Source organism: Vibrio sp. 10N.261.54.E10, from assembly GCF_002877735.2.
GTDB classification, from domain to species: Bacteria; Pseudomonadota; Gammaproteobacteria; order Enterobacterales; family Vibrionaceae; genus Vibrio; species Vibrio crassostreae_C.
Window position 1 is genome coordinate 2,372,300 of sequence record NZ_MCXE02000001.1, and the last position, 15,009, is coordinate 2,387,308.

Here is a 15,009-nt window from a genome sequence, read left to right on the forward strand (position 1 = left end):
AACAAGAACCTCAAAACCAAATGCGAGTCACATCACCTTAACAATTACGCACAAAAAACCACCAAAGCAACCTATTTTGACGTTAATGACGTGGGGTTGTGTATTTTTAACGTTTTTGACGGGAAACGTGTTTGATTAATTCATCGATAAGGTGTTTTCTTACTCCTGCCAAAGGCCTACAGGCCACTCTTACCACTTCTCAGAATCAACGATGAATCTGGAGCAACGAAGAAGAGGTAGGCCTTTAACCAGAGTGTGTATCTACTAAACAATTTAGCGACAGATAACATTCAATCCATTAGTGAAATGAAAGCAAATAGTAAGGAACAGCTATGCTTGCCAATATAAAAAAAACAGCAATAGCAACAGCAATTATTGCAACTGCTACAACAGGTTTTGCATCAGTAGCAACCGCTGCAGAACGCAGTGAACTGACCGTTCACCCGAAAGAGTACACTACATTCGTACGTAACTTTAACCCGTACCTTGGTGCTACTAACCTACATACTACAACTGACTTCATGTATGAGCCGCTAGTAGTATTTAACGAAATGCACGGTAACACTCCTGTGTTCCGTCTAGCTGAAAACTTCAAAATGTCAGATGATCTGATGAGCGTTGTTTTCGACATTCGTAAGGGTGTTAAATGGTCTGACGGAGAAACTTTCTCTGCTGATGATGTTGTTTTTTCTTTCAACCTTGTAAAAGAGAAGCCAGAGCTTGACCAATCTGGTATCAACTCTTGGGTAACTTCTGTAGAAAAACTGAACGACAACCAAGTTAAGTTCACACTAACAGAAGCAAACTCAAACGTACCTTACGAGATTGCTAAAGTACCTGTAGTGCCTAAGCACATCTGGAAAGACGTTAAAGATCCATCAACGTTTACCAATGAGAACCCGGTAGGTTCTGGTCCATTTACAGAAATCGATACGTTTACAGCGCAACTATACATCCAGTGTGCAAACCCGAACTACTGGGATGCAGACAACCTAGATGTTGACTGTCTACGTGTTCCACAAATTGCGAACAACGACCAATTCCTAGGTAAAGTTGTAAACAGTGAAATGGACTGGACGTCTTCTTTCGTTCCAGATATCGATCGTACATACGCAGCAGCTAGCCCTAAACACCACTACTGGTACCCGCCAGCAGGTACACAGGCATTCATCGTTAACTTCAAGCACCCTGATGCAGCGAAGCATGAAGCATTGAGCAACGTTGACTTCCGTCGTGCTTTCTCTATGGCTCTTGACCGTCAAACTATCATCGACATCGCATTCTACGGTGGCGGTACTGTGAACGATTTCGCATCGGGTCTTGGCTACGCGTTTGAAGCTTGGTCTGATGAAAAAACTCATGACAAGTACAAAGGCTTCAACACTTACAACGCTGAAGGCGCGAAGAAGCTTCTTGCTGACGCTGGCTTCAAAGATGTAAACAAAGATGGTTTTGTTGACACTCCATCAGGCAAGTCTTTCGAACTAATGATTCAATCGCCAAACGGCTGGACTGACTTCAACAACACAGTTCAACTAGCGGTAGAACAGCTAAACGAAATCGGTATTAAAGCGAAAGCTCGTACACCTGACTTCTCTGTTTACAACCAAGCAATGCTTGAAGGTACATACGACGTAGCATACACAAACTACTTCCACGGTGCGGATCCATACACGTACTGGAACAGTGCTTACAACTCATCACTACAATCTGGTGATGGTATGCCTCGTTTCGCAATGCACTTCTACAAAAACGACAAGCTAGATGGTCTTCTAAACAGCTTCTACAAAACAGCTGATAAGAACGAGCAGCTAGACATTGCACACGGTATCCAGCAAATCATCGCTGCAGACCAAGTGACAATCCCTGTGATGTCTGGTGCTTACATGTACCAATACAACACAACTCGCTTCACTGGTTGGTGGAACGAAGAAAATCCAAAAGGCCGTCCAAACATTTGGGCTGGTATTCCAGAGCGTCTACTTCATGTACTGGACCTAAAACCAGTTAAATAAGTAATCGTTCAATCCTTGCGGCGTAACCTCTTACGCCGCTTATAAAAATCCCCACACTCTCAATTGAAAGTATGGCGCTAGTCGTCAGGGGATTTTTCGTTCCAAATTTCGCTAGGAGCGACCTGAATCCAGAAACAGGGAAACAATCTGGGTGAGTAAGGTGTGAGTTATGGGTTATTTTTTAAGACGTTTGTCATTTTATTTTGTCGCGCTATTAGTTGCTGCGACGTTAAACTTTATTATTCCAAGAGCAATGCCTGGTGACCCAGTTACCATGATGTTTGCGAACGCTTCTGTACAAGTTACTCCAGAGCGTATTGCTGCAATGAAAGAACTATTAGGCTTCGTTGATGGTGGCTACTTAGTTCAATACGTGGCGTACATGAAGAACATTCTTAGCTGGGAACTTGGTACATCAATTCAATTCTACCCACTTTCTGTAAACACACTGTTGGGTGGAGCATTCGGTTGGTCGCTTTTCTTAGCCGGCACCGCAGTTATTCTTTCTTTCTCGATTGGTTCAATCCTAGGTATTTTCGCAGCGTGGAAACGCGGCAGTAAGTACGATGCCTTCGTAACGCCAGGGATGCTGATTCTACAAGCCGTTCCTCAAGTTGTTATCGCGATGATTGCACTATTTACCTTTGCAATTGGCTTGAAGTGGTTCCCAACAGGGTATGCCTACACCGCTGGTACTATACCTGATTGGACAAGCTGGGCATTCATTAAAGATGTCGCTTACCACGCCTTCTTACCACTGTTCTGTGCTTCTGTTGTTCAAATTGGTGGCTTCCTAGTAAACATGCGTAACAACATGATCAACCTATTAGCCGAAGACTACATCACCATGGCGAAAGGCAAAGGCCTGAGCGAAAACCGAGTGGTATTCAACTACGCAGCTCGTAACGCGATGCTACCTAGTGTGACAGCCCTGTCAATGTCGCTAGGTATGGCAATCGGCGGTCAGTTAATTATCGAAATCATCTTTAACTACCCAGGTCTTGGCAGCGTACTTTTCAACGCAATTAACGCTCGTGACTACCAAGTACTGCAAGGTCAGCTGCTTATCATGACGCTATTCATGCTGTTCTTTAACCTAGTTGCAGACATGCTTTACGTTGTTCTTGACCCTCGTCTTCGTAAGGGTGGTAAATAATCATGAAAGACTTTTTAAAACTCATTTGGCGTAACCCGATGGCCCTAACAGGCGTCATCATCCTAAGTATTTTTATTCTTGGCGCGATTGCAGCTCCATTAATCACCAAACATGTACCAGACAAGCGTACAGGTAACCCTCACGAATATCCTGGTTTCGTGGTGAAGTCTGCACAAACTAACCCTGATGGCTGGGTTGCTCAAAATCTAGCAGACGACCGTCGTACATTGATCATGTCTAAAAAGGCAGACCACGTACTAGGTACAACTCGTATGGGTCGTGACGTTTGGTCTCAAGTGGTATACGGCGCACGCGTATCTCTTGCTGTAGGTTTTGGTGCGGGTCTAACCGTATGTTTACTCGCAACTGTTATTGGTGTTTCTGCAGGTTACTTCGGTGGCCGTGTCGATGACGTTCTAACAGCCGCAATGAACATCATGCTGGTAATCCCTCAATACCCATTACTGTTCGTAGTAGCAGCCTTTATCGGTGAGGCAGGGCCACTCACCATAACCTTGGTTATCGGCTTTATGTCTTGGGCTTGGGGTGCCCGTGTTGTTCGCTCCCAAACCTTAGCACTGCGTGAAAAAGAGTTTGTAAAAGCCGCTGAAGTTTTGGGTGAATCTTCATTCCGCATCATCTTCGTAGAGATTCTGCCAAACCTTATCTCTATCGTTGGCGCAAGCTTCATCGGTTCGGTGATGTACGCAATCATGATGGAAGCAACCATCTCGTTCCTAGGTCTTGGTGACCCGAACACAATCAGCTGGGGCATCATGCTTTACAACGTTCAAACCTCTTCATCAATGCTGATTGGCGCTTGGTGGGAACTGCTGGCTCCTTGTATCGCACTGACACTACTTGTAACTGGCCTTGCTCTACTTAACTTCGCGGTCGATGAAATTGCTAACCCGCAACTGCGTTCTCACAAAGGCATGAAGCGTTGGAAGAAACTAGCAACTCAAGACAAAGAAGAACGTGAACCAGAACTACCACCACAAAATGCACTTTGGAGCGGAGATAAATAATCATGTCTGAACCACTAATTTCTATCCGCAACTTATGCGTGGATTACATCACAGAGTCTGGCGATGTTCGTGCGTGTAACAACGTAAGTTTCGACATCGCTCCAGGTGAAGTCTTCGGCCTAGCTGGTGAATCTGGCTGTGGTAAATCAACGGTCGCTTTCTCTCTTATGCGTCTTCATAAGCCGCCCGCTTACATCAGTGGTGGTGAGGTTATCTTCAACGGTGAGAACATCCTTGAATACAGTGATGACCGTATGCAGTCGTTCCGTTGGAGTGAGATGTCGATGGTATTCCAGAGCGCGATGAACGCACTCAACCCAGTACTACCGATGGAAGAGCAGTTCTGTGACGTAATCATGCGTCACACCAACATGACTCGCGAGCAAGCTAAGCAGCGTGCTGAAGGTCTACTTGAAATCGTCGATATTCACCCGAGCCGATTGAGTGACTATCCTCACCAATTCTCTGGCGGCATGCGTCAGCGCTTGGTTATTGCTATCGCGTTAGCACTGAATCCAAAGCTGATCATTATGGATGAGCCGACAACCGCACTTGATGTGGTTGTGCAACGCGAAATCCTACAAAAGATCTATGCACTAAAAGAAGAATTTGGCTTCTCAATTCTGTTCATCACCCATGACTTGTCATTGATGGTCGAGTTCTCTGACCGCATCGGCATCATGTACTCAGGTGAGCTAATCGAAGTGGCTAACTCTCAAGATATTCTAGAAAACCCTTACCACCCTTACACCAAAGGGCTGGGAAGTTCTTTCCCTCCACTGACAGGGCCAAAGACAAAGTTAGCAGGTATTCCGGGTAACCCTCTGAACCTGTTAGAGATCCCTGAAGGGTGTCGTTTCCAAGCTCGTTGTGACCGTGTACATGAAAAGTGTACCAAGGTGCCAACCAAGCTGCGTTCTATCGACCCGGGACATTTGTCTAACTGCCACCTGTACGGTGACCCAATAGTACAAAGGAAGCTATAGCTTGCGTGAATAACGAACAAGGCGGCTCGACCGCCTAAAAACAAGCAAAGCGAATAAGGATTCTGGAGACAATTATGAGCAAAGATTTCGGTCAATTATTGGTAGAAGGCAAGAATGTCGTAAAAGACTTCCCAATAAGCAGTACCACCATTCAAACCCCAATGATGCGTGCGATTAACGACGTGTCATTCAAGATGTACAAAAGCCGTGGCCTAGCAGTGGTTGGTGAGTCTGGTTCAGGCAAATCAACAACCGCAAAAATGATCGCAAAAATGTACGCACCTTCAGGCGGCACGATCGAATACAAAGGTCGTGATATCCAAGAGATCTCAAGCAGAAAAGATCTTATGCACTACCGTGAAGGCGTGCAGATGGTATGGCAAGACCCGTTTGGTTCATTGAACCCAACACACAATATCTTCCACCACATTGCTCGACCACTGTTGATCCACAAGAAGGTAACCCCGGGCAATAAGAGAGAACTAGAAGAACGTGTTTACGATCTTTTAGAGCAAGTGGGCCTGATCCCACCAAAAGAGACGGCGAAGAAGTACCCTCACCAACTGTCTGGCGGCCAACGTCAACGTGTCAACCTAGCCCGCAACATCGCGGTAGGTGCGGAAGTTGTACTAGCCGATGAGCCAACTTCAATGCTTGATGTATCGATTCGTGCCGGTGTTTTGAACCTGATGGAAGAGATGAAGTTCGAGAAGCAAATGTCTCTGCTTTACATCACTCACGATATCGCAACCGCTCGTTACATCGCTGAAGACCTTTCGGTGATGTACGTGGGACACATGGTGGAATGGGGCGATACCGATGACGTGATTGCTAACCCTCAGCACCCATACACCCAATTGCTTGTTTCGGCCGTTCCAGATCCTAAGAAGTCGATCCACGAGCAACTTGCAGGCAACAAAGGTGAGATTCCTCTGTGGACACCAGTATCAGCAGGCTGCCCATTTGCAGGCCGATGTACTCACGCAATGGATAAGTGCAAAGAGCAGCTACCAGGGGTTACGCAGCTCGCTGATAACCACTTTGTGCGCTGTTACCTACACGAAAGCTAAGCAATAAAACCCAAGTTAGGGTCTTCGGACCCTAACTATTTATATCCAAAACATTCAAGTACCTAGCCAATAGAAACTAGGACTGTCGGAGAATATTGATGCTGTTATTGACCAACCATATTGGCTATGAGTCCACAGGCCCGAAGCAAGCTATCCTACAAACTAAGAAAGCTCGCCTATCAAGCACTACGGCTCTACTCGTCTGTGCTGACAACCATATGACTGTCGGAAATTTTGATGTGGTTAAACAAGGCCGCGTAGCAAATTGGCATCAAGGGCAATTCTTCACTATTGATTTCAGTTCAGTCACTGAATCTGGTCGCTACTACCTACGTTTTGACAACCTGCGTTCAGAAGTATTTGAGATTGGTAGCAACCTATTAATGAACCACACGTTTTCTGATGTGCTTCATTACTTTAAGTCACAACGCTGTGGCGGGATTTTCGACAAAAAAGATCGACAAGCACAAATTCTAGGTACCGACCGATACGTCGATGTCCACGGTGGATGGTATGACGCATCAGGTGATGTCAGTAAGTATTTTAGCCACCTGTCTTATGGTAACTACCTAAACCCACAACAAATTCCGATGGTCGTTTGGAACATGCTAAAAAGCGTACGCTTGACTGGCCATAACCCAGACTTCCCGAAATTCTCCATGACTCGTCTAACGGAAGAGGCTCTGTTCGGTGCCGACTTCTTAGTGCGTATGCAAGACGCTGACGGATACTTCTATATGACGGTATTCGACAAATGGAGCAAAGATATCAACCAACGCGATATCTGCGCTTATGCGACTCAAGAAGGTCATAAATCAACGGACTTACAAGCGGGCTACCGACAAGGTGCAGGTGTTGCTATCGCAGCATTAGCCGCAGCTTCTGAGCTTGAAATCTCTGGTAGCTACTCGAGCCACACCTACCTTGAAATGGCGGTTAAGGGTTACTGGCACTTAAAAGAGTACAACCTACAGTATATAAACGATGGTGAAGAGAACATCATCGATGAGTATTGCGCCCTACTCGCAGCCAATGAACTGTATCGCGTAACACAAGACCAGCAATACCTATCAGAAGCAAGAACTTGGGCGACTCGTTTAATCTCTCGTCAGCAATCCGATGATTCATTTGAGCACTTCTGGTCGGCAAACTCTGATGGCTCTCGTCCATACTTTCACGCAGCTGAAGCCGGTCTTCCTGTGATTGCACTATGTGAATACATCGACAATGAAACCGATGCTGAATTAAAAGAACAGGCGCGCACAGTTGTTGAACAAGCTTGTCAGTTCGAAATCAACATCACCGACAAAGTCACCAACCCATTTGGCTATCCAAGACAATACGTTAAATCTGTCGATGGTGATAAACGTGATGCCTTCTTCGTCGCTCAACAGAACGAAACCGGTTACTGGTGGCAAGGCGAGAACGCACGCCTTGGCTCACTCGCAACCATGGCTTACCTAGTTCAACCGCACATTAAAGATAGCGAACTTCAAGAGCGCTTAATCCAGCTTTCACAAAATAGCCTTGATTGGATCTTGGGCCTCAACCCATACCACATGTGCATGCTCGATGGTCATGGCCATAACAACCCAGACTACCTACCTCAGCTTGGGTTCTTCAATGCGAAAGGCGGTATCTGTAATGGCATCACAGCTGGTTTTGAAGATGAACAAGACATTGCGTTCAATCCACCAGCACAAAAAGATGACATGCTTCAAAACTGGCGCTGGGGTGAGCAATGGATCCCTCATGGTGCGTGGTTCTTATTAGCAACCGCTGCACAGTTCAACTTCTTAGCTCAGCGTAAGGAGCAATAATAATGACTCTTTACTACGTCGGTATTGATGGTGGTGGTACTTCTTGTCGTGCTCGTATTCGTGACGCTCAAGGCAAACTGATTGGTGAAGCGAAAAGTGGCAGTGGCAACATCCTTTTGGGTGTTGATGTTGCGATGAGCTCAATTATTGATGCCATCACAAAAGCTGCACAACAAGGGCAACTCAACTCAGACCATTTTTCAAATATGCATGTTGGCCTAGCGCTGGCTGGCGCTGAGCAAAAATCAGCATGGTTCGACTTCATGGCTCAACCACACCCTTTCGCAAGCATGACACTAAATACCGACGCTTATGGCGCTTGCATTGGTGCTCACAATGGCCAAGACGGCGCAATCATGATCGGTGGTACGGGTTCTTGCGGTATCTTCCTAAAAGACGGTGAGCAATATGTGGTTGGCGGTCGTGAATTTCCGATTTCAGATCAAGGCGGCGGCGCAGTCATGGGCTTACGTTTGATTCAACAAGTCTTGCTTGCAGAAGACGGTATTCGCAACAAAACCCCGCTGACTCTACATGTGATGAATCACTTTAATAATGATGTGGATGCCATTGTCGAATGGTCAAAAGGTGCTATTCCAAAGGATTACGGTCAATTCTCACCAGTTATTTTTCAACTCGCTAACGAAGGTGACGAACTGGCTATCGATATGCTCAAGCAAACCGCGGCTGATATCGAAATGTTTGTCTTAGCACTGCATCGAAAAGGCGCTGACAAGGTGTGCTTAATGGGAAGTATCGCTGAGCGTATTCTCAACTGGCTATCACCACCAGTACAACAATGGATCGTTAAACCTCAATTCGACGCTATTGAAGGCGCATTGATGTTTGCCGGAAAACCACAACACAACTTGTATCAACAGGCTTAGCAGGGAAGTTATATGAATTATCGCATCGACTTAGCTGTTCTTTCTGAACAAAAAAATAACTGCCGATTTGGCCTTACGGTACATAACTTAAGTGACCTCGACGTAAAAGATTGGTCTCTGCACTTTGCATTTGATCGTTTCATCCTTCCAGAGAGTTTATCGCAAGGAGAGCTGACTCAAGTTGGCAGCTTTTGCTCATTCACACCAAGTTCGTCAGTGTTAAAGGCCAACAACCATTACTACCTTGAATTCAGTATTCAAAGCGCACCATTCCGCTTCTATTCTGATGGCCTTAACGATGCCTTTATCCAGTCACATAATGATAGAGAAACATCGGTACTGCCTGTCGCGATATCACCCATAGTACTGGCTTCGCCATACCGTGAACGCAATCAAATACCTGAAGTTAACGCTGCTGAGATTGCATTGATTCCTCAGCCTAATCAGATCGAATTTCAGCAAGGTAGTTTCGCGCTAAGTAACTTCGCGCTAAATAACGACTGCAGAATTGAGGTTCAATCTCATCTTGCTGATAAGGCAGTCTCTTGGTTCCAGCAAGAGTTGCTCTCGACCTTTGAGCTGTCTCTTTCGACCGCGCTTTCAGCTGAACTTTCAAAAGACGAAAGCGGCAACATTCTATTTCGCAGCAACCCGACGTTAGATGAAGCCGAATACAAACTGACCATCACTGCACAACAGATTATTGCTGAATCAGGCAGCCAGTCGGGCTTTACACACGCTGTGGCAAGCTTGATTCAACTAGTTCAACAACTGGACGCAGAGAACTTCTCTCTACCATGTTGCAAGATAGCCGACCAACCGCGCTTTAAGTACCGCGGCATGATGTTGGACTGCGCTCGTCACTTCCACTCAGTAGAGCAAGTGAAGCGTTTAATCAATCAACTGGCGCACTACAAGTTCAACGTATTTCATTGGCACCTAACTGACGATGAAGGTTGGAGAATTGAGATAAAGAGCCTGCCACAGCTAACAGAAATTGGCGCTTGGCGTGGCCCTGATCATGCACTAGAGCCGCAATATACCCACATTGCGGAAAACTACGGCGGCTTCTACACGCAACAACAAATTCGTGAAGTCATTGAATATGCAGAGCAACGCAGCATCACGGTGATCCCAGAGATCGATATTCCGGGACACTGCCGTGCCGCAATCAAATCACTGCCTGACATGTTGGTAGAGCAAGCTGACACTACTCAATACAAAAGCATTCAGCACTACAACGACAACGTCCTAAACCCAGGTTTACCAGGCACTTACCAATTTCTAGATGCAGTTATTGAAGAAGTCGCAGAGCTGTTCCCGAGCGAATTAATTCACATGGGTGCAGACGAAGTGCCACCGGGAGTGTGGAGCAACAGCCCTGCTGCTCAAGCGTTGATGAAAGAACACCAGTACCAAGACAGCAAAGACCTACAAGGTCACCTATTCCGCTATGCCGAAAACAAGCTTAAGCAACTCGGCAAACGCATGGTCGGCTGGGAAGAAGCACAGCACGGCGACAAAGTGAGTAAAGAGACCATCATCTACTCATGGCTCAGTGAAGAAGCGGCTGTCAATTGCGCTCGCCAAGGCTTTGATGTGGTGTTGCAACCTGCACAGTTTACCTATCTCGACATGACCCAAGATTATGCACCGGAAGAACCGGGCGTAGATTGGGCTGCCGTTATCCCATTAGAACAAGCTTATACCTACGAAGCACTTGCTGAGATATCCGACACCGACCCAATTCGTAAGCGGATCCGCGGAATTCAGTGTGCTCTATGGTGTGAGATCGTCACCAACCAAAAGCGTATGGATTACATGGTATTCCCAAGAATTAGCGCTTTAGCTGAAGGATGTTGGACACATAAAAACAACCGAAACTGGCTAGATTACCTATCTCGCCTAAAGGGGCATCTGCCATTACTCGACAAACTCAATGTTGATTATCGCAACCCTTGGAAAGCTCAATAAAACAAACCAAAGCGACACTCATATCGAGTGGTTGCTGACTCAAATTAAGGTGCTCAGTTAGATACGACTCAGCATCACTATTTAAAAATTAGCTGCATAGATGCAGTTTGTTAAAAAGGAAATGACAATGAAATACGGCTATTTCGATAACGACAATCGCGAATACGTCATCACTCGCCCTGATGTACCAGCACCTTGGACAAACTACCTAGGTACTGAAAAGTTTTGTACCGTGATTTCGCACAATGCGGGCGGTTACTCGTTCTACAATTCTCCGGAATACAACCGTGTTACTAAGTTCCGTCCAAACGGCACCTTTGACCGCCCAGGACACTATGTTTACCTGCGTGATGATGAGACGGGTGATTACTGGTCTATCTCTTGGCAACCAGTGGCAAAGAGCCTAGATGAAGCGAACTACGAAGTTCGTCACGGCCTGTCATACTCAAAATTCAAATGTGAATACAGCGGCATTACCGCAACCAAGACGCTATTCGTACCTAAGGGTGAAGATGCAGAAGTTTGGGACATTGTATTAAAGAACAACACTGACAAGCCACGTACTATCAGCACTTTCTCGTTTGTTGAGTTCTCTTTCAGCCATATTCAATCAGACAATCAAAACCATCAGATGTCTTTGTACTCTGCGGGCACGTCTTACCAAGAAGGTGTTCTGGAATACGACCTGTACTACAACACTAACGACTTTGAAGGCTTCTACTACCTAGCTTCAACTTTCTCACCAGACAGCTACGATGGCCAACGTGACAACTTCCTTGGTATGTACCGTGATGAAGCAAATCCAATTGCGGTTGAAAACGGTAAGTGTTCTAACAGCGCTCAAACTTGTTACAACCATTGTGGTTCTCTGCACAAGCAATTTACGATTCAACCCGGTGAAGAAGTTCGCTTTGCGTATGTACTCGGTATCGGTAAAGGCAACGGTGAACGCCTACGTGAGAAGTACCAAGACACAGCAAACGTAGACGCCGCTTTCCAAGGCATCAAAGATCACTGGGACGAGCGTTGCAACAAATTCCAAGTTAAGTCGCCAAACGAAGGCTTAGACACAATGATCAACACGTGGACGCTATACCAAGCGGAAACCTGTGTGGTTTGGTCACGCTTTGCATCATTCATCGAAGTTGGCGGTCGTACTGGTCTTGGTTACCGTGATACGGCTCAAGATGCTATTTCAGTACCCCATGCCAACCCACAAATGACCAAGAAACGTATTATCGACCTGCTTCGCGGCCAAGTGAAAGCGGGCTACGGTCTACACTTGTTCGATCCTGACTGGTTCGATCCAGAGAAAGCCGACGTTGAGCCATCAAAATCACCAACAGTTGTTCCAACACCGTCAGATGACGACAAGATCCACGGCATTGAAGACACATGTTCTGATGACCACCTATGGATCGTTCCGACCATTATCAAATACGTAATGGAAACCGGTGAGCACGACTTCTTCGATGAAGTGATTCCATACGCAGACGGTGGCGAGGCGACAGTTTATGAACACATGAAAGCGGCACTGAACTTCTCTGCTGAATACGTGGGTCAAACGGGTATCTGTAAAGGTCTTCGAGCTGACTGGAATGACTGTTTGAACCTAGGTGGTGGTGAATCTTCAATGGTTTCATTCCTACACTTCTGGGCGCTACAAGAATTCCTAGATCTTGCTAAGTTCCGTAATAACGATGCTGATGTTGCGAAATACACTGAAATGGCAGCTAACGTTCGCGAAGCGTGTGAAACGCACCTTTGGGATGACGAAGGCGGCTGGTACATCCGTGGTCTAACTAAAAATGGCGACAAGATCGGTACCGCTCAACAAGCTGAAGGTCGTGTACACCTTGAGTCAAACACGCTAGCCGTTCTATCTGGTGCTGTATCTCAAGAACGCGGTGAGAAAGCGATGGACGCTGTTGATGAGAACCTTTTCTCAGAATACGGCCTACACCTAAACTCTCCTTCATTTGCAACACCAAACGATGATATCGGTTTCGTAACTCGCGTTTACCAAGGCGTAAAAGAGAACGGCGCAATCTTCTCTCACCCTAACCCATGGGCCTGGGTAGCAGAAGCGAAACTAGGCCGTGGTGACCGTGCGATGAAATTCTATGACGCACTGAACCCATACAACCAAAACGACATGATTGAAACGCGTTACGCAGAACCATACTCGTACGTGCAGTTCATCATGGGTAAAGATCACCAAGACCACGGCCGTGCAAACCACCCTTGGTTAACCGGTACCTCTGGTTGGGCTTACTTCGCGGTAACCAACTTCATTCTTGGTGTTCGTACAGGCTTTGAAGGCTTAACGGTTGATCCTTGTATCCCGACTGATTGGCCAGAATTCGAGGTTACTCGTCAATGGCGTGGCGCAACTTACAACATCACAGTGCAAAACCCGAATGCAGTAAGCAAAGGCGTTGCCTCTATCACTATCAATGGTGAATCAGTTGAAGGCGCTATCCCAGTACAAGCAGAAGGCAGCGTGAACGATGTTGTCGTTGTTCTAGGCTAGTCACGCAATTTAACGAACAGCTCTTGTCTCAAGTCTTTACAGGCTTGAGACAATGAGACTAAAAGGATTTTCTAATGATTAAATTTGGTACAGGTGGCTGGCGCGCTTTCATTGGTGAGGAGTTCACTAGAGAAAACGTCCGTTTGGTAGCGCAAGCACTCGCTAACATCATCAACAACGAAGATGCAGCCAAGAATGGGTTTGTGATCGGCTATGACCGTCGTTTCCTTTCCGATAAAGCCGCATGTTGGTTTGCAGAAGTACTTGCGGCGAACAACATCAAAGTAAGCTTCATCGATAAGTTTGTTCCAACACCTATCGTGATGTTCCAAGCAAAAGAGATGGGATGCACCTACTCGGCGTGTATTACCGCCTCTCACAACCCAGCCGATTACAATGGCATCAAGGTATTCATTGAAGGTGGCCGTGATGCTGATGAGATCATCACAGAGAAGATCGAACAGCAAATCGCAACACTGACCAACGAAGATATTATTCGTGTCGATTTCGAGCAAGCGTTGAATGACAAAGAGATCGAAATCATCAACCCGATGAACGCCTTTGTTGATTCCATCATTAATGCCATCGATATTGAATCGATTAAGAAAGCGAATCTACGCGTGCTGATCGACCCAATGTTTGGTGTGGCGAAAAACGCTCTGCAAACCGTGCTGATTAACGGTCGCTGTGATGTCGACGTCATCAACGATGGCAAAAACCCAGATTTTGGTGGCTTAATGCCGTCGCCAAATGCTGCAACGCTGTATCGCTTGAAGCACTTAGTTGCAGCAGAAGGCTATGACATTGGTATTGGTACTGATGGCGATGCTGACCGTTTGGGAATCATCGATGAGAAAGGTCACTTCATTCACCCTAACGAAGTGCTACTCCTACTTTACTACTACTTGCTGGAATACAAAGGCTGGAAGGGCTCTGTCGTTCGTAACATCGCAACCACACACCTACTGGATAAAGTGGCGGCAGATCATGGTGAGAAGAGCTTTGAGGTTCCTGTAGGCTTTAAGCATATCAGCTCACAAATGGAGGCCGATGACTCTCTGATTGGTGGCGAAAGTTCAGGTGGTTTAACCATTCGTGGTCACATCAAAGGTAAGGATGGCGTATTTGCTTCAAGCTTACTGGTTGAGATGATCAGTGTGACAGGCAAGAAGCTGTCTGAATTACTTGATGAGATTTACTCTAAATATGGCTATGCCTACACCGCAGAAGGCGATTATAAGTTTAAACCTTCAGAGAAAGAAGCGCTCTACACTAAGATCTACGTCGAGAAGCAACTGCCTGAATTTGAATACGAAATTGAAAGAGTCAGCTATGAAGATGGTGCCAAGGTGTACTTCAAGAATGGCGGCTGGGTCATTGCTCGCTTCTCAGGAACAGAGCCGTTACTACGAATCTTCGCAGAAATGGAAGATAAAGACACTGCAGAACGTGTTCTTCAAAAAGTGAAAGACTTCCTCTCTCTATAGGCTTATAGAGTGCAGCAGTTTTGTATGGGACTTAACAAATCACTGCCTTGTTA

At 46.2% G+C, this 15,009-nt stretch carries 10 protein-coding genes; all 10 read left to right on the plus strand.

Annotated features, from left to right (window positions below):
* The first annotated feature begins 332 nt into the window (after positions 1-332).
* Positions 333-2,015, plus strand: a complete 1,683-nt coding sequence (locus BCU07_RS10400; RefSeq protein ID WP_017056650.1) for an ABC transporter substrate-binding protein — start codon at positions 333-335, stop codon at positions 2,013-2,015.
* Positions 2,016-2,184: 169 nt separating this feature from the next.
* Complete coding sequence (locus BCU07_RS10405; RefSeq protein WP_017059409.1) at positions 2,185-3,171, plus strand: ABC transporter permease; 987 nt, start codon at positions 2,185-2,187, stop codon at positions 3,169-3,171.
* A 2-nt stretch (positions 3,172-3,173) separates the two neighbouring features.
* Positions 3,174-4,199 carry an ABC transporter permease gene (locus BCU07_RS10410; protein WP_102428494.1) on the plus strand — a complete coding sequence of 342 codons (1,026 nt, stop codon included), beginning with the start codon at positions 3,174-3,176 and terminating at the stop codon, positions 4,197-4,199.
* Between the two features lie 2 nt (positions 4,200-4,201).
* A complete protein-coding gene (locus tag BCU07_RS10415) occupies positions 4,202-5,185 on the plus strand; it encodes an ABC transporter ATP-binding protein (RefSeq protein ID WP_017063265.1) in 984 nt (327 codons plus the stop codon).
* Between the two features lie 74 nt (positions 5,186-5,259).
* On the plus strand, positions 5,260-6,255 hold the full coding sequence (locus tag BCU07_RS10420; RefSeq protein ID WP_017063264.1) for an ABC transporter ATP-binding protein: 996 nt from the start codon (positions 5,260-5,262) through the stop codon (positions 6,253-6,255).
* A 98-nt stretch (positions 6,256-6,353) separates the two neighbouring features.
* Entirely contained in the window at positions 6,354-8,075 is a 1,722-nt protein-coding gene (locus BCU07_RS10425) for a glycoside hydrolase family 9 protein (RefSeq protein ID WP_102428495.1), read from the plus strand.
* Positions 8,076-8,077: 2 nt separating this feature from the next.
* The gene (locus BCU07_RS10430; protein ID WP_017066804.1) at positions 8,078-8,962 is read left to right on the plus strand and encodes an N-acetylglucosamine kinase; all 885 of its coding nucleotides are present in this window, start codon (positions 8,078-8,080) and stop codon (positions 8,960-8,962) included.
* Positions 8,963-8,974: 12 nt separating this feature from the next.
* Positions 8,975-10,936 (plus strand): beta-N-acetylhexosaminidase, encoded by a 1,962-nt coding sequence (locus BCU07_RS10435; protein ID WP_102428496.1) that lies wholly within the window; start codon positions 8,975-8,977, stop codon positions 10,934-10,936.
* Between the two features lie 127 nt (positions 10,937-11,063).
* Positions 11,064-13,469 carry a GH36-type glycosyl hydrolase domain-containing protein gene (locus tag BCU07_RS10440; RefSeq protein WP_102428497.1) on the plus strand — a complete coding sequence of 802 codons (2,406 nt, stop codon included), beginning with the start codon at positions 11,064-11,066 and terminating at the stop codon, positions 13,467-13,469.
* 74 nt (positions 13,470-13,543) lie between these two features.
* Positions 13,544-14,956 carry a phosphoglucomutase/phosphomannomutase family protein gene (locus BCU07_RS10445; RefSeq protein ID WP_102319894.1) on the plus strand — a complete coding sequence of 471 codons (1,413 nt, stop codon included), beginning with the start codon at positions 13,544-13,546 and terminating at the stop codon, positions 14,954-14,956.
* Positions 14,957-15,009: the final 53 nt, after the last annotated feature.